The sequence below is a fragment of the Paenibacillus anaericanus genome (assembly GCF_003994475.1).
Taxonomy (GTDB): domain Bacteria; phylum Bacillota; class Bacilli; order Paenibacillales; family Paenibacillaceae; genus Fontibacillus; species Fontibacillus anaericanus.
Genome location: NZ_RZNY01000007.1, coordinates 48,066 through 66,039, shown reverse-complemented (window position 1 = coordinate 66,039; position 17,974 = coordinate 48,066). Strand labels below are relative to the sequence as shown.

General features: G+C 41.8%; 10 protein-coding genes. 7 read left to right on the top strand and 3 right to left on the bottom strand.

Going from position 1 to position 17,974, the window contains the following annotated elements; genetic code table 11:
* Window positions 1-52 precede the first annotated feature (52 nt).
* Window positions 53-4,585 carry a SpaA isopeptide-forming pilin-related protein gene (locus EJP82_RS10445; RefSeq protein ID WP_127191998.1) on the top strand — a complete coding sequence of 1,511 codons (4,533 nt, stop codon included), beginning with the start codon at window positions 53-55 and terminating at the stop codon, window positions 4,583-4,585.
* Between the two features lie 217 nt (window positions 4,586-4,802).
* Here EJP82_RS10445 and EJP82_RS10440 read toward each other — a convergent pair whose 3' ends face one another.
* The gene (locus EJP82_RS10440) at window positions 4,803-6,578 is read right to left on the bottom strand and encodes a glycine betaine ABC transporter substrate-binding protein (RefSeq protein ID WP_127191997.1); all 1,776 of its coding nucleotides are present in this window, start codon (window positions 6,576-6,578) and stop codon (window positions 4,803-4,805) included.
* Complete coding sequence (locus EJP82_RS10435) at window positions 6,575-7,717, bottom strand: quaternary amine ABC transporter ATP-binding protein (RefSeq protein ID WP_127192140.1); 1,143 nt, start codon at window positions 7,715-7,717, stop codon at window positions 6,575-6,577. Before EJP82_RS10435 ends, EJP82_RS10440 begins: the two co-directional genes overlap by 4 nt.
* A gap of 306 nt (window positions 7,718-8,023) precedes the next feature.
* Between EJP82_RS10435 and EJP82_RS10430 the strand changes: the two genes are divergently transcribed.
* The 6 genes from EJP82_RS10430 (at window position 8,024) to EJP82_RS10405 (ending at window position 15,626) form a co-directional block, all read left to right on the top strand.
* On the top strand, window positions 8,024-8,572 hold the full coding sequence (locus EJP82_RS10430; protein WP_127191996.1) for a GbsR/MarR family transcriptional regulator: 549 nt from the start codon (window positions 8,024-8,026) through the stop codon (window positions 8,570-8,572).
* Window positions 8,573-8,867: 295 nt separating this feature from the next.
* Entirely contained in the window at window positions 8,868-10,670 is a 1,803-nt protein-coding gene (locus EJP82_RS10425) for a cache domain-containing sensor histidine kinase (RefSeq protein WP_127191995.1), read from the top strand.
* A 54-nt stretch (window positions 10,671-10,724) separates the two neighbouring features.
* Window positions 10,725-12,383, top strand: a complete 1,659-nt coding sequence (locus EJP82_RS10420) for a response regulator transcription factor (protein ID WP_127191994.1) — start codon at window positions 10,725-10,727, stop codon at window positions 12,381-12,383.
* Window positions 12,384-12,497: 114 nt separating this feature from the next.
* Window positions 12,498-13,808 carry an ABC transporter substrate-binding protein gene (locus tag EJP82_RS10415; protein WP_127191993.1) on the top strand — a complete coding sequence of 437 codons (1,311 nt, stop codon included), beginning with the start codon at window positions 12,498-12,500 and terminating at the stop codon, window positions 13,806-13,808.
* Window positions 13,809-13,884: 76 nt separating this feature from the next.
* Window positions 13,885-14,760 (top strand): carbohydrate ABC transporter permease, encoded by an 876-nt coding sequence (locus tag EJP82_RS10410; RefSeq protein ID WP_127191992.1) that lies wholly within the window; start codon window positions 13,885-13,887, stop codon window positions 14,758-14,760.
* Between the two features lie 2 nt (window positions 14,761-14,762).
* Window positions 14,763-15,626 carry a carbohydrate ABC transporter permease gene (locus tag EJP82_RS10405; RefSeq protein WP_127191991.1) on the top strand — a complete coding sequence of 288 codons (864 nt, stop codon included), beginning with the start codon at window positions 14,763-14,765 and terminating at the stop codon, window positions 15,624-15,626.
* 61 nt (window positions 15,627-15,687) lie between these two features.
* Here the strand turns inward: EJP82_RS10405 and EJP82_RS10400 are convergent, their stop codons facing one another.
* Window positions 15,688-17,937, bottom strand: a complete 2,250-nt coding sequence (locus EJP82_RS10400) for a poly(ethylene terephthalate) hydrolase family protein (RefSeq protein ID WP_127191990.1) — start codon at window positions 17,935-17,937, stop codon at window positions 15,688-15,690.
* Window positions 17,938-17,974 lie beyond the last annotated feature (37 nt).

Here is a 17,974-nt window from a genome sequence, read left to right as displayed (position 1 = left end):
TTAGAGTTATCGGTTTGTGCTTTGATTAAAAATGTGAGGTGAGGTTTCTAACATGAGTAAGTTTAAAAAAACGGTGTTCTTATTTTTAGTATTTATATTAATGCTAAATATTGTGGTACCTTCTTCTTTAACCCGCGCCGAGGGTGAGTCAGAGGATCCTGCGGTAACGACTCAGCAGAGTGTGACGGATGATGTGTATGGCAAAGACAAAATGAGTTTGCTGAGCGCTACTGGCACTGAGATAACAGATAAGTTTTCGATCACAAAAGTAGAATTGTATGATAAAAAGCCTCTTGTTGATGCAGATGGGGACATTATCCCAGGTGGGAATAAATTAGATGATGCGGGATATCGGGCCAACGCTAATAAAGAAGTGGCTATAATCCTTGATTGGGAGTTAGCCTATGATCATTCTTATGATCTTGGTTCGTTCTATACCTTTTCTCTACCAAAAGAGTTCAAAGTACCAACTAAATTATCAGGCACACTAACAGGTGGCGTTGGAAATTATGTGGTAGATACAGATAAAACAGTAACTTTGACATTTAATGAAAAAATTGAGAATGGTCAAGGTTTTGATGGTCAGTTCTTCGTATGGATATCGTTTGATCAAAGCGAATTTGCAGAGGGACTGGAGCAAAAAATTGATTTCAATTCTGTAGGTCAGGGAGAGATCAAAGTCAATTTTGAGAATAATGCTACAGATGGGCTCGTGAAAACTGGGGAGGCCAATAAAAACAAGTTTAACTCAGATGAAATTAAATGGACCGTTGATTTTAACCAAGGTGAAAAAACGATTATAAATGCAGTGCTTACGGATTCTCCCGACGCTGGCTTGACAGTTAAAGGAGATATTGAGATTCGTCAGTTAATCATTCAAGTAGATGGAACATTAAAAGAGGGTCCTTTAAGTCGAACAGAAACTACGTTTCCTATAAGCTTTGGGGATATTGATAAAGCATATCGCGTAACCTACACAACGAGTGTTAATGCTCCGATTGCTGAGCCTTTTAAGGATCGGCCAATTAATAACAAGGTTACACTTACCGGGGATAGTGGTTACAAGGAAGAAAAGACAGGGACTGTAAAAATTAGTTTCAATGAACCGCTGAATAAGAAAGCTATTGGATCTCAAATAGTTGGCTCTAAACAAAGGGTCACTTGGAAAATCGAATATAACTTTAATCAGCAGACGATCGCTAAGTCTGACGCTTGGATCGAGGATACACTTGATGCATCTAATAAGACAAAGCATAAGCTAGTTGATCGTAAAGTGAATGTGTATGAAATGCTGATCGACAGTAGTGGTAAGGCTACACGTGCTACTAATATCCCTATTAATGAGAGTGAATATGCTTTAACAGGGCTAGGTACTGATTTCGATGGTGGTTTTAAATTGGAATTCGACCATGGAGTAACCAAAGCCTATGAAATAGAGTATACAACTGAAGCACAAGATCGCATTTACGAAGATCAAGATGTGTCCAATCATGTAAAGATCAGTAGCATGACTAAACCTGCTTCACAACCGCTCAAAGAAGTTATCTTTGCGAAGAGTGTAAAGAATGAGGACTTCAGTGGAAAGAAAATTGAATGGCAACTTGTTCTCAACAAAGATAAGGTGGAAATGACTGATATCGTAATCAGTGATGAATACAAAGATAGATATATGAATTTGGATCCTACAAGTATAAAGGTTGATGGAGTAAAATTAGAGGATTCTAAATTTGAGTTGGTAGGATCAGCTGATTATAGTGAAGGATTCGTAATTAAACTAAAAGCTGGAGAGAAAATTAATGATGAAGTTACAATTACTTATGTAACCACATTTGATCCTAAGGCTGGTAAGCCAAAAGATAATCTTTATAAGAATGTAGCAACATTAAACTGGAACGATTTTAATGGTCCACATGTACTTAAGAAAGAAGCCTTTGTACAACCAGAAGACAAAACGAACAACAATGGTACCAAAATAGGTGTATATAGCGCTAAGGATAAAGAAATTACTTGGACGATTATTGTAAACTACAATCTATTTGATATTGAAGATGCGATAATCAAAGATTCATTAGAAGGAAACCAAGCTTACGTAAACGGTTCTTTAGAAGTGAATAAGCTCAAGCTTGACCTCGATAATAATAACGTAACTCTTGGTGATTTAATTGAGGCTGATGATTATGAATTGAAAGTGAATAATGATAGTAAAAGCTTTGAATTGAAACTTGGTAAGATTGGTCCGACTGCATATCAAATCAAATATAGAACAAGCCTTGAGGGGAATTTTCCGATTGAAGATACGTATTCCAATCATGCGACGATGCAAGATGGAATAAAGCCGTTTCTATTTGAACAAAAAGCTACTGTAACACCTAAGCACGGCGGGGAACTACTTTACAAAACAGGTACTCAAGACGGTCAGTCTGACACCGCTTCATGGACAGTTACGATTAACCCAAGCCAGTCCTTTGTGGCAGCAGGTTCTGTTGTAACTGATACATTAGGGGCAGGACATTTATTATTGGCTGACTCATTAATGCTGTATGAAGCAGATTTACCTAGTAATAATTCTGGCGATATTCAACGTAGCAATACGTTGGTAGATGAAAGTGAATATGAATTAGTGGTAGAAGGAAATAAATTCACGCTAACCTTTAAAAAGGATTTAAAAACCGCTTATATCTTGGAATATAAATCTTTTATTACTGCTGAATCGGGCGACAGAATCGAAAATGAAGTTCAGTTCGCTGGTAAATCTGTTTCTGTTCAAGGCGATGGTGGTCAGGATGGCATAAAAGTCTCTTTGGCTGGAGCTGGAGGAGGAGCATCTACTGGTCTTGGTCAATTGAAAATTTCCAAAGTAGATGATGAAGACCGTCCACTACAAGGGGTTATATTTGAATTATACAACGCTGCCGGAACTATACTCTTGGAAACACTGACTACGGATGTAAAAGGGGAAGCTACAACCGTTCGAAGCTATAAATATAATGATAAAACGAATGGTTTTCCTTATAAGCTCAAAGAAAAGTCAGCACCAAGTGGTTATGTAATTGATCCTGCGTATGGCACGGGGAAAGGGAAAGATATTTTATTCAAAGATCCTGCTGTACCATTAAAGATTACGAATAAAATTATTCGCCAAGGCTTTGAATTTACGAAGGTTGACGCTGTAGATTCAAATAAAAAGTTAGCCGGAGCAACCTTTGTATTAACCAGGGATGGTCAGCCAAACCTGCCGATTGGCGTATTAATTTCGGACGAGAATGGAAGAATTGCACAAGGTGATTTGGCACCGGGTGATTACAATTTAGTTGAGATTACAGCTCCTGAATTTTATGTAGTAGATCCGACCCCTATCCAAATAAAAATTGTTGCTAATCAAACTACAATCGTGCAAAGAGACATATCTAATGTATGGGGAACGGATGGCAAGCTGATTGTAACCAAGGTCAATGCGAAGGATCAATCTGTCATAGAAGGGATAGAATTTGAACTTCATGATAGTTCGAATACAGTCGTTGACAAAGGTACAACGGATGTAAATGGTGTAATCGAGTTTAAGAATCTACGATACGGAAATTATTCATTGGTAGAGACAAAAGCGGATGGTTTCGTAATTGAACAAGCAATTACTTTAGTTCCAATTAAGCAGTCAACGACACTCAAGACGATCGAAAACAAGGAAAATGATCGTTCTGTTAAATTAACAAAATGGAACTCTAATAAGAGCCAAAGGGTCCAGGGAGCTGTCTTTGAATTAAGAGAACAGTCCATCATTTTTGATCAAAATGGTAACTACTTATTTGATGTTGTTGCAGGAATCGATGAGTCCCAGTTAACAACAGATCAAAATGGAGAACTATTCTTAGGGAATTTAGCACCCAATAAATATCAATTGATCGAAATTAAGGCGCCTGCAGGTTACTTATTAGACCCAACACCCGTAGCATTTGTGATTACGGATAAGCAAACTGAGTCTATATTAGTTGAAAAAACAAACAACAGAATCCCAACCACAGGTGGAGGAGGAGGTGGCGGAGGCGGCGGAATTACGCCGACACCGAGCCCAACTCCTACACCGACACCAGGGCCGACTCCAATACCAACACCGGATCCAACGGAGCCAGTTGACCCAAATCCGGGCACACCAGTGAGTCCTGAGCCAGAAAAACCTGCGAAACCTAAAGAGAAGGTGACCACACCGAAGCAAACTCCTGTAAAGGGTAAAATTGGAGTTCCGAAGGACAAGACACCAAAGGTTAGCGAGAAACCTAAGCATGGTAAGGTTACTGTAGATCCGGAAGGAAAATGGGTATATACGCCGGATAAAGATTATGTTGGTGAAGATTCATTTAAGATCAAAGTTACAGATAAAGACGGAAATGAAGAGGTGTATGCGGTAGAGGTTGATGTATTGCCTAAAGATGGGACAACGGGTGATACTGCTTCGTCAACTGGTACAGGAAAGACGCTTCCGAAAACAGGAGAATCTAGTCAGTTACCACTTCAGTTGGCTGGTTTAAGCCTTGTTATTCTGGGTACAGCATTATTGATCTTAAGAAAGAAACGATTGCTGCATAAATAAGGAGAGAAATTTCCGCGCGAATATGGACTACTCCCAATGTCACGAGAATGACTAGGGGGTAGTCCATATTTTTAATCTAATTTTCAGGTCAGGGTAAGGTGCTTTTAAGGAACGGGCTATATAGTAAGAGTAACCCCTCTTCTTATTAATATATATGAAGACCCCATCCCTCGTAGGGATGGGGTCTTCGGGCGTTTTGAAGTCTTGTTTCAAACAGTTATTCTAACGATTTCTTTAAATCTTCTATCGAATCGAGATCTACATAGCTAGGTACAACTAGTCCGGTTCTGACACCTGTCATGTTAGGACCAAGATCCTCAAGTTTATCACTATATTTCTCCCAATAATCACCGTGGGTCAGGGGTAACCAAGCAGCAGCTGTGGCATCTACATCGCCACTAGCGACACCGGTCCACATCGGCCCAGCTTCTACTTGAAGTGTGTTTACTTTGTAACCCAGCTTTTGTTCAAGGATATATTGGAGTAGATGGGTGCTGGCTATCTCGGAATCCCAAGCTACGTAACTTAGCGTCAGTTTGTCACCGTTCACAGGTGCAATGCCCTTTGTCCATTCATCCACGCGGTCTTTATGAGCATTTGCCCACTCGGCAGCGGCTTTGTCTGGGGCTTGTCCTTCCTGCATAGCAGTCATAATCTCGCCCATTTCATCGGATGACCACTGGAATCGGTCGAGGAATTCATAGGCAGACGGGTGATCTTCAGCTAGTCCAAGGCGTACGACGGTGTGTATTTCCTCCGCGTCACCATACGATTTAAGTGGATCTTCTAAATATTTGAGATCATATTTGTTGAACATCCAGTGTGGAGTCCAACCTGTGATGATAATCGGTTGTTCTTCACGTATCGCTTTATCCATTGCTGCGGTCATGGCTGCACTAGAACCTTCAATTAAAGTCCATCCCTCAAGATCATAATCTTGGATGGCTTGTGCAGTTGATTTCATGATGCCGGAACCTGGATCGATTCCGATAATTTTGTAATCAAAGAGACTACCAACAGAATTCTCCGGTGAAGTTTTAGATGAAGTTTCTCCGCCCTGCTGTAGTATTGCCTGAAGTATTCCACCGCAAACAATTACGATAATTAGTGCTGCGGGGATAATCCATCTACGGCGAGATGCTTTTTCTCCGGGAGCAATGACTTTCTTGCGCCTTGGCTTCAGCAGGCTTTGTGTAAAGCGATCAAGGACAATCGCCAATACGACGACGGCGAGACCTGCTTCAAAACCTTGGCCGATCTTCAATTGAGTTACAGCGCGATATACCTCAGCTCCAATACCCTGTGCACCAATCATCGAAGCGATAACAACCATCGACAGGGACAACATGATAGTCTGGTTTATTCCAGCCATCATTGTAGGCATGGCAAGGGGAAGTTCCACTTTGAACAACTTTTGCCATGATGTTGAGCCGAAAGCATCCGCCGCTTCATTGAGCTCCTCGGATACTTGCTTGATTCCTAGATAGGTCAAACGAATAGTTGGTGGAATCGCAAAGATCACGGAAGCAATTACGCCTGGTACCACGCCAAGACTGAAGAACGTCACGGCAGGAAGCAAATAGACGAAGGCCGGCATGGTTTGCATGAAATCTAGTGCCGGTGAGATGATGCGATGGGCTGTCTTGCTATAAGCACTCCAGATCCCGATCGGAATCCCGAGTAGGATAGAGATAAGTCCTGAAGTGATAACAAGACCTAGAGTATCCATCGTATGGGTCCAATATCCGAAGTTATCAATAATCAGAAAGCCAATGACAGTGAAGAACATCAATGGCAGACGTCCGATTGCAAATGCTAATATGCCGATGATGGCAATAAAAAGCAACGGATGTGGGAGGAGAAATATCCAAGAGATGAAGGTGACAATGTTTTCAATAACTGTTGATATAGCATCAAAGAAGCCACCTAGATAATTCTCCATCCAAGCTACGATCCAATCGATCCAATCAGCTAACGGAATTTTTGGTGTCATTTCCAATCACCTCCATCTGTTGGGTGATTTCCAGCAAGAGCACCTAGTAGAGCACCGCGGATAATGACGCCCATCAATTTACCTTGCTCATCTACAACTGAAACTGGAACTTTGGCTGAACTCGTCAGTTCAAACAAGTCACCGAGTAATGTATCCGGTTGAACTCTTGGTACATCTGTAATCAGAATGTCGGATAGTGACTTACCTGTCTTAGCCGCAATTGAAGCATCTTCGGCAGTAATAACACCAAGCAGTATTTTGGAACGGTTTATGACAAACAGATTAGATATCCCAAGTTCACGCATCAGCTCTAGAGCAACACGGGGACCTCTGTCTAGTGTAGTCGTCTCTGGACGCCGCATAACATGGGCAGCTGTGAGTACTTTAGAAAGATCGACATCTTCAATGAAACGTTCCACATAGCGATTGGCTGGTTGCGTCAACATTTCCTCTGGTGTGCCGATTTGCACCAAAGAGCCGTCCTTCATTAAGGCGATCCGATCACCAATTCGCAGTGCTTCATCAAGATCATGGGTAATGAAGATAATCGTCTTCTTCATCTTTTCTTGCAATTCAAGTAATTCATCTTGCATATCGCGCCGAATTAATGGATCGAGTGCGCTAAATGCCTCATCCATGAGTAGGATCTCAGGATCGTTAGCCAAAGCACGTGCAAGACCTACCCGTTGCTGCATGCCCCCACTTAATTCATCCGGCAGTTTATCTCCCCAACCTTTAAGTCCGACCAGTTCCAGTGCCTCTAGAGCCTTTTCTCTGCGTGTTTCTTTATCCATCTTCTGAATTTCCAGGCCGTATTCTACGTTCTGTAGTACAGTACGATGGGGGAAAAGTCCGAATTTCTGGAATACCATACTGATGCTTTTCTGCCGCACTTCCCTTAATTGTGCTTTGTTCATCTTAAGTAGATCTTTTCCATGGATCAGTACTTGACCCGAAGTGGGATCAATCAGTCGATTGAGCATCCGAACTAAAGTAGACTTCCCGCTACCGGACAGCCCCATAATGACAAATATTTCACCTTGGCGTATATCGAGACTAACTTTGTTCACGCCTACGGTAATCCCTTTACTAGCAAGACTTTCTTTAGTATGACCTTGTTCCAAAAGTTGCAGACCCATTTCTTGATTGGGACCAAACACTTTGGTGACGTTTCGGACTTCTAATATAGAATCCTTCAAACCATCAACCCCTTTAATTCAATTTTAGCCCAAATACTTGGAAGTCTATTCGTGGTCTCTAGTGTAACAAAAGACATTAATTTTTACAAACGTAAAAACTGTACGTAAAGTATGAACAGAAAAAACTGTACAGAAAGAATGTGACTTATTCTGCCGTATGCTTTAAAATGCTTATGAGATGTTTTCTTTACATTTCGGTATGCTTTTTTTAATATAGAAGAGAAATTGCGATAGGAGGTTACAAGCATGAGCTTGGACCAGCTGACACCGGAACAACATTCCGCACTATTAAAGATACGTAAGCGTGTTATAGAAGCGATTGGAAGAAACATGGATTTATACGGTATCCCATTATCAACAGGTCATTTATATGGGCTGTTATTTTTTGCAGATAAACCGATGACATTGGATGATATGGGCCTAGAAATGAGTATGAGCAAGACAAGCATGAGTACAGGAGTTAGAACCTTACTTGATTTAAAGATGGTCAATAAGGTATGGGAAAAGGGCTCGCGTAAGGATTTATATGAGGTTGAAAACGATTGGCATCAAACGTTTACTGACTTCTTCGCAATTAAATGGAGAAAAGCTGTTGAAAGTAATATTCTTGTGTTCCGCCGATCCATCGAGGAGTTGAACAATCAACTTCAATCTCAACCAGAGGGTCCTATACATGAGATTCTTTTGGAGGATCAGCGGAAGATGAGTGAAGCTGTTCGATATTATGAATGGTTGGACAAGCTGATTGATGCAATGGAAAGTGGCGAAATTTACAAGATGATTCCTAAATCTTAATAACCCTTCTAAATTAAAAAATGGCAAGTCTCCGGTTTATAGGAGGCTTGCCATTTGACGTTTTCGGCCCATTGTTGCTTTATGCTCGAAGTAGCGTAGAGACCACAGCGATTGTAGGAACGGTCCGTTCGCGGAGCGTCCTCCTGGGATACGCCATTCTAGTGCAAGATTGAATAAGAAAATAACAAATATACGTCAATACAAGCGCTTTCAAATATAATAGACTAGAATAAGATAGGAATTTCTATCTTCGATACACCTCCTAACAATACATACGGGCAAAGGCGGGCATATCATGGCACTTTTCAAGCAGTTTGCTCCAAGGCGGAGATGGAGAATCGCTCAGATTTTAAATATATCTTTTTTCTTAATGATTTCATTGCCACTGTTTCTTGTTACTTTGTATTCTGTGAGGTCATTTAATTCGATATTGGTGAAAAACACGACATCTCAAGCCTTACAGACGTTGGAACAGGTGTCCTACACCTTCCAATCTGAAGCTCAGATGATTATGAATACGCTCTCAACGATGGGCAACGATGATGAATTAATTGCCACGGCTTCAGCAGTAAGTAGCGCTGAGAATTCACAGGAACACTTACAAATGAGTAAGAAGCTTGATACGCAGGTAGGGAGTTATTTTCATTATACGGGTGACGTGGCTAGCGTTCTGTTTTTCTTTAAAGATCAGAAGATGTATGAATATAAGCGAAGTTTAGGACAGAACGCTTCATTTTATCATAATCAAGAATGGTATAAGTCGGTGTCTGCCTCCAAGAACAGGGTGGAACTAATGGGGATCGAGCACAGTACACCTTCTGTACCAGAAGATGGGATGTACATTACTGCGGCAATATCTCCAAAATATAGTCCGATATTCTATGATGTGGATATGATTTATCTTGTATTTCGGGCGAGCAAATTTATCCAGTTATTGGAGACGAAAAATTCCGGCGCAGGGGATATTTATGTAGTTGGAGAGGGAGGCGATTTAATTGCTTCCACGAATAATGATGCTTTGAGGGAAGGAATGGAGGGGGTACAGTACTCTTTTCTAGATGCTGCTAAGCAAGGAACTCATGGTAGTTATGTTCATCAAGTAGATGGAAAGGAGTCTTATATTGTATATACAGAAGGTGATCTTGGATGGAAGTTTATCCAAGTTGTTCCGTATGAAGGGATCATGGCACAGGTTACAAGTGTATTTCATCGTACGATACTGGTTTCTGCGATTGGACTCATTATTTTCCTGCTGATGTCTTATTTCTTTGTACGAAGTATAGTGAAGCCTATTGTTGCTTTGTTCCGGCAGATGGCGCAAGTGAAATCGGGCAATCTTAGCGTCAGTATCACACCTTCGGGCCCCCTTGAAATTTTTGTGCTTGGCAATGCATTTAATGAAATGATGTCGAATATGGAAGGGTTATTACATGAGGTAAAAGAAAAGGAGCGACAGAAACGAATCGCAGAAATAACGGCGCTACAGTCGCAAATCAATCCTCATTTTTTGCTCAATACTTTAAATACAATCAAGCTGATGGCATCGATCTCCAAGGTTAGTAATATACAGCGAATGACAGAGGCATTAACCAAACTGTTGTCTTCAGCTTTTAACCAAGGGGGTATGTATTCAACGATTGGTGAGGAAATGGTGCTTCTAGATTATTATGTACAGATCATGAAGATTCGTTATGGGGATTTATTCGATATGGAATGTGTCATCGACCCCGCTCTGGAGCAGGCATTAATCCCTAAATTAATGTTGCAGCCTATTGTGGAAAATGCAATTATACATGGCATGCACGAGAAAGAGAGTCGAGGCAAAATTGTTATTACCGGGGGAATTGTAGATAAAGAAGCATGCTTATTTACGATCCATGATGATGGAGTTGGAATGTCATTAGAGGCACTTTCTGAGCTCCGTGAAGGACATGAAACGAATCGAGAAAGATTCAACGGAATTGGTTTAAGAAATGTTCAAGACCGTATTTCGCTTAATTATGGGTCTAATTACGGGATGGTTATTGAAAGCAATCAGGAGCAGGGCACTACAGTAACACTTCGTATTCCATTGATGTACCATACAGATTCGAAATAAGCCGAGATTAAGGGTTTGAGATTATTCAGCTTTAAGAGGAGAGGAGGGCGATTTATGTTAAAAGTACTGATCGTGGACGATGAGCCGATTGTGAGAATTGCACTTCGTGAGATCATCTTGTGGGATAGCTATGGGTGTGAAATTGCCGGGGAAGCGTCGAATGGTCGAGAAGCGCTGCGAATGATCCGGAGCAGCAATATTGATTTGGTATTGGTAGATATGCAGATGCCTATCATGACCGGAATTGAATTCATCAAAGAGCTACGCGACTTACCAGAAGGCGCTAAGACAGGAGTCATCGTGCTCAGTGCTTACCGTAATTATGAATATGTGCGTGAATCCTTTTTGTATGGTGTCTATGACTATATTATTAAGGATGATTTGGAGGAAGAGAAAGTAGGAAAAGTTATAGATAAGGCAGTAAACTTGCTACGTGAAAGAATGAATGAAAGTGAACGTAAAGAGAGTGAAGCCCGCTCCGTGCTACAACAATTAAAGGATCAATGGTTCATGGGGATTTTAAGACCACAATTAGGTGACTTGAGGAATGTACAGCTATCATCTCATGGGGAACATGGATTGGAATCTTGGTCAAAGGGGTTATCAGGATATCGCCATATTATCGGGTCGCTGTTAATTGATCGAAGTTATAAGGATACGTTGGAGGATCAAGGGCAGAAGCAACGATTTGTGATGCATACGGTAAGACAAGTCATTGAAGGATATGGCTATGAAATTGTGATGAGTAGGATAGGGCCATTGGAATATGCCTTACTTGTCTTAATTCCCCGGCATGTTAGCGGGCTAGCTGAAAGGGAATTGCTGCATGAGATCATAACCAAGGCGATGAGTCACTTGGAGCTATATGTGAATGTGCGTGGAGGCATCGGGATCGCTGAACCCTGTGATGATAAGGGGTTATGGAGAACACGATATGAGCAAGCGGTATATTTAGCACAATATCGTTTTTTCAGCGGAAGTGGAATGGTATATTTCCCGGAGGATGCTGTGTTACCTAGTCAGGAGGGGCGTTATCAGCAAGCTGCGGATTCTAGGAGCATGTCGGAGTTTATTCAAGCGCTTGCTCGTGATGATGATCATTGGCGCAAAGAACTGAGTGTCCTGCTGGGTCAATTCTCCCTTAGCCGTAGAGCAACAATTGATCAGATGCTGGATCCGTACCGTTCGCTGCTTCAGGAGATGAATACCATGCTTTACAGCAAGGGAATCGCTTGGTCTAGTGTCAAGGGTGTGGAATTATCAGCATCACAGTTGCTAAGCAAGATCGATTCACTTCAAGAAGTGAACCAGCAAATGATAGAGATCGCTGAAAGGGCAGCTGCAACGGTTTTCTCTGCAAAATATGCTCTAGATACAGTAGAACGACCGGTGGAGAAGGTAAGAAGATGGATCCAGGTTCATTATCATGAGCCGATTTCCTTAACATTAGCAAGTGAGGAAGCGGGAATTAGTGAGACTTATCTCAGTAAACTATTTTCCAAAGAGATGGGTGAAACCTTTGTTGAGTATGTTACTCGTATCCGAATTGAGAAGGCGATCGGGATGATGCATAGTGGGATGAAGTTGTATGAGATCGGGGAAAAGGTGGGTTATCCCAATCAGGGACATTTCACCAAAGTGTTCAAGAAGGTGACGGGCATTGCCCCAGCAGAATACCGGGAACAGTTACAACAAGAAATTGAAGAGGGATGAGAAGATTGTGAACCTGTGCAAAAAGAGAGAAGAAAACAACAAAAATGTACATATGAAAGCGTATTCAGTGACCTTACAATTAATTTATAACAAGCACATAGAGGAGGTCATTGTATGAGAAAAGGAAAACTTGGAATTTGGATTGCTGTGACAGCGTTACTGATATCTGTTCTAAGCGGTTGTGCATCTGGAGGAAGTAATAAGGTGGATAATACGTCAGGAAGTGAGAGCAAACCAGATAGTTCAGCTAAGGCTGTAACACTCAAAATGGTGATGTGGGATTCAAATAATGACTTTATCACATTTTTAAATGACAAGGTTAAGGAATACAGCAAAGTGAAATCAAACGTGACGATTGAGCTAGAGTCCTTCAAAAGCGATTCTGATTACTTGCAGGCAGTGAAGGTACGTGCAGGTGGTAATGCATTACCAGACATCATCGAGTTAAAGCCAAACTGGCTGAGTGATTTCAAAGAACAACTAATGCCACTTGATGGACTGGGTTTTGTAAGCAGTAATAAATACGCAGATAAATACAAAGTAGATGGGAAAGTCTTAGCTGTTCCTTCCGTCTCATTCCCAGAACTTGTGTATTATCATCCTAGCGTGTTCAAAGAGTTGAACCTTGAAGTACCAACAACTTGGCCGCAGTTCCTGGATGTGCTGAACAAAATCAAGGAGAATGGCACTTATATACCATATGCCATGGGCGGTAAAGATGCATGGCCAGATTATCCGTTTAACGAATTCTTGCCACATATTCTTTCAGATGATGAGAATTATTTAAGCGCAATGGCTGAAGAAGATGCACCTTTTGCACAAGGTACAGCTTTCTATGAAGGGTTCAGTCAGATCGCACAGTTGTATGACGCTAAAGTAATGGGTCCGGATCCACTTGGCGTGGGCTGGGATCAGGCGACAGACCTGTTTGTATCCAAACAGGCAGCTGTAGTAGCATCAGGTCTTTGGTTCGTACCGACTTATGCCTCGAAGACAGGAAGTACCGATGATTTGGCGGCGTTCCCAATGCCTTATCGTCAGAACGAAGATACTCCATTGAAACTTATGACATTTACAGATCATTTCTATGGCATTAGTGCATCCACTAAATATGCTGATGAAGCAAAGGCGTTCATGGAATGGTTCTATTCACCTGAAGTATATCAGGATTATATCGACCACGCGCAGCTTGGTTCTGCTTATGAGGGAATTGAAGCTAACGTACCGTTCCTACAAGATTTTTATAATAACAATAAGAATGAACCGTTCCTCTACATCCCAGGTAACGCAGCTTATACAGATTTGGCGAATGCCATTCAATTGGATGTAAAGGCGCTAGGTCAAGAGATGATGGCTGGTAAGACAGTGGATGAGATTAGCAAGGATTTGGATGGAAAATGGTCTAAGGCTCGAAGCGCTAAATAGTACAACATAGAAATAGGGTTGATAGGTCGTCCGGATCAGGGCGACCTAGACAGACCCATTCGGAGGAGGTTCGTGGATGAGATATACTGTCCAGAAGCGGCTTGTTATTTTCTCATTTCTTTGTATTCCTGTGGGATTACTTGTTTTATTTCTACTCTATCCAACAGTTAAGCTATTTCAATTTAGCTTCACGAATTGGAACGGTATTTCTGAAAGCTTTGAATATACAGGGTTAAAGAATTATATTACAGCCTTTCAAACACCAGAGGTATGGACTGCATTAGGCAATAACTTTCTATATTTCATTCTTCATGTCATCTTTATTCCGCTTGAAATAATGGTGGCTGTATTCCTTAACAATAAAATCAAAGGCAGTAACTTTTTTCGGTCGATCGTGTTTATGCCGTATATTCTCAATGGCGTAGCGGTAGCTTACATTTTCAGCTATTTATACAATCCGATTAATGGTCCGTTAAATGCACTGCTAGGAGATATGAATCTTGAATTTCTAATTCGCAACTGGCTCAGTGATTCGAGCGTGGTCAACTATTCTTTGGTCGCCGTGTCACTTTGGAGATTTAGTGGATTTCACGTTATTTTGTTCTTGGCGGGTCTACAATCTGTCCCTGCTGATTTGTATGAAGCAGCGACCATTGATGGAGCTAGTGGGTTTCAAAAATTCCGTTATATTACTGCGCCAGGTATTAGCCGGGTTATAGAGATTGTGCTCTTCCTCAACGTCCGAGGGGCACTACAAGTCTTTGATATTCCATTCCTCATGACACAAGGTGGACCGGGTACGGCAAGTACAACTTTTACGGTGTATACCATTCAGACTGCATTTAAATATAACAATTACGGTTTGGCTTCAACTTTAGCTGTTATCCTGATGACAATCATCATTGTATTCAGTATGCTACAGAGCAGATTGTTTAAGGGGAGGGAGGAATAACAATGAAAGTCAACTTACCGAACTCCCTAGTAAGCTATCGAACACGTCAGCGTTTGAATTCATTCCTGCTCTATCTATTGTTTGTCATAATTGGTCTGATTGTAATGTTCCCGGTACTAATAAACATCTTTACAGCGTTTAAGACGGGCCCGGAGCTAATGAAGAATTCTCCCCTGGCACTTCCGGATTCGTGGCAATTCACGAATATTAAGACGGCGTTCAACATGGGGAACATGCTCGTCGGGTTTAAAAACACAGCGATTCTTGTCGTGGTCAGCGTCTTACTTAACACCGTATTAGGCTCTATGACGGCTTATACGCTGAACCGGTTTCAATTTGGAGCTAAGAAAATCATTATGGCGATGTTCACGGTTGCGATGGTGATTCCGTTCTATACAACTGAGGTATCCAGATTTCAGATTATTAAATCGCTTGGGCTGTACGATAGCATGTCTGCTCCTCTATTAATCTATGCTGGAACGGATTTGCTGCAAATTTTCATTTACCTGCAGTTTATAGAGAAAATTTCGAATCAGCTTGATGAAAGTGCAATGATTGATGGAGCCTCTTACTTTAAAATATTCTTCCGCATTATCTTCCCACTGCTGATTCCAGCTTCGGCAACTTTAGCTATTATTAAGGCAGTAGATATTATGAATGATATGTATATTCCATATTTATATATGCCGTCCAAAGAACTACATACCCTCTCGACAGCATTAATGACCTTTGTGGGTCAGAGGGCCTCGGATTATGGATTATTATCGGCAGCTATTCTGATCGTATTGCTCCCGACGATTATCATCTATCTTTTGCTCCAAAAGTTTATTTTCTCCGGGATCACCGAAGGAGCTATTAAAGGGTAAGAGACAATTTATCATTAGCAAAAAGGGGAGCCCCCGGGCTCCCCCGGGCTTCCCTTTTTGCTTAATATACTCCGATATCATCTAGCATAATTTTCCCGCGTCCCTCACCCATATGGAAAGTTAATCTTTGGATGCTAGTAGGGTCCAGCTCGGGATCGACCGCAGTATACTCACTTAACGGTAACTGGAACGTTTGAAATACCGTCTCTGTTGGGTGTTTGTACTTACCGTCAGAAAGACGCTGATCTAACCAAGGATGCAGGGTGAAGTTCGTCTCAGGTAATGAAGGTACAGCCATGAAGGAGGACAAAGGAAGACGTACAGAGACACCACTTGTATCCTGAATCTCTACTTCGATCTCGAACGACCTCATTAGCGATTCCTCGGATGTTTCCTCTACTGTTAGTTCGAAGCTACGGTTGCTGAGCGAGAAGGCGAGTATTGAAGCTTCTCCTGATCGTGGAGCTTTAGCCCCCTGTTCCCAACTTAGACTATACGAAGGCTCTGTTGATTCCTTACTCTCCCAACTCAGGACGATTCCACGAGTACCTTTGTTAGAGTTATGTCGGTTCTTATATTCTTCTTCCAGCCATATCAAATCTGTACCTGTTGCCTTACCGGCACCGGGTAGACTTACTCGGTTCATATCCTCATCAAACGAGGCCCAAGAGGTAAACTCCCCGCTCTCGAAGCGGTTATAGTATGAGGTTTCTGGAAGCCACCTAAGACCATTTCGGTAATCACGGAATAGAGGAATATATTGCTGCTCCCCATGGAGGGTGGCCTCTAAGAAAGCGCAAATATATACCTTGGAGATCGACCGCTGTTCGGGAGCGCTCAACATATCTTTTTTACTTAACAAAATCCCCAGAGGGTAAGCGATATCCCGATCACCCCATCCACTGTTGAATTGGCTATGGTTAGCATTTGAAATGTATAGGGTTGATTTGAAATTCGTAGACCCAGATGAGAAGGTGGTTCGGGCATATTGCCGTTCTCCGTCAAAATCGCTGACATCACCGTCTTGTGCTCCCTGAAGGGTTAAGTAACTAATATCGTGTAATTTGGCTTGTTTTTCATCAACTTTTTTATCTGTAGGTGCTATAGCTGCGACCGCTTGAATCTGAAACTTTCTGAAATCGCCTAAGGTATCATCAGTGCTAAACCATTGATCGGCATCAGCAGCCATAGCTACGGCCTGCCCACCTCGAGAGTGTCCTATAAGTGCAACTTGTTCATAATCAATCTTTTCATAGAATGGATTATCTGGTGAACTAGCAAATTGATCAATTTGCTCTAAATGTTTGAGTAGAACCCAGGCCCTTACCTTCATATCATTGTTCGGTATACCAGTCCAAATGGAGTAATTCAGGAAATTCTCGTCAACTGATACAGTAATGAACCCTCGGCTTGCGAGTAATTTTCCCAGATAGGCGTAACCGTCATCCGAATAATCCTCCATTAAATGATTACCATGAACAATCAAGACAATTGGAAAAGGACCTGAACCTTGAGGCATCCATACACGGCCGTTAAGGGGCAGTGATTTTTCATCATACCCCCAGAATAGTGTTCTTAACTTGGACCACTTTGTTATATATTGTGATGCGTCCACGGACTCAGATAGAAGATCGACATGATGGCCAAATTCTGTCTGACGTGGATCTTCTCCACTACCATAAGTAAAGTAATCAACGGAATAAGATCCCGGTTCAGCTGGACTTACCGTATTAATGGGCGTTACAGAGGAGGTCAACTGATGTTCACTTTGAGATGCTGATTGATCCTGCAGCCATAAGGCCGTACTGAGGCATAGAACAGCGAGCAGCGCGACTAGACCTAACTTAATTCGTGAGCTGATACCACGGCTGGAGAGCAACCCGATGACAAGTCCTGTGAGAATGCCGCCGAGTGTCACTATAACCGAGACAATAGCTGCAATAACAAGTTCAACATCATCTAAATAAAAGATAAAGAATACCGCAATGAGATCGAACAATACCGTACCGATAAAAAGTCGGGGAATCCGTAATCCTATCAACGCTAGTAGAATGGCTACTATATTTCCCAGAACAAAGAAAGAGAAGGTTCCCGCAGTGGTAAATAACAGTATATCGAAGAAGGTACCCGATCCTGTAGGGACACCAAGTGCGAGTAGGACAAATGCGAAAAGGCCAGCCCCCCAGGGGCCGGCGATCGCTATCCGCCAAAAGGCGGTATCATATTGGTATGTGTGTTTGATGCGATTTACTAGTCTAGAAATAAGAGGGGGCTTCTGTAAGACATATTCTGTTTGCACTTGAAGTTGCATAGCTTCCCCCACCTTGGATTTTCTCAATATATTGTAT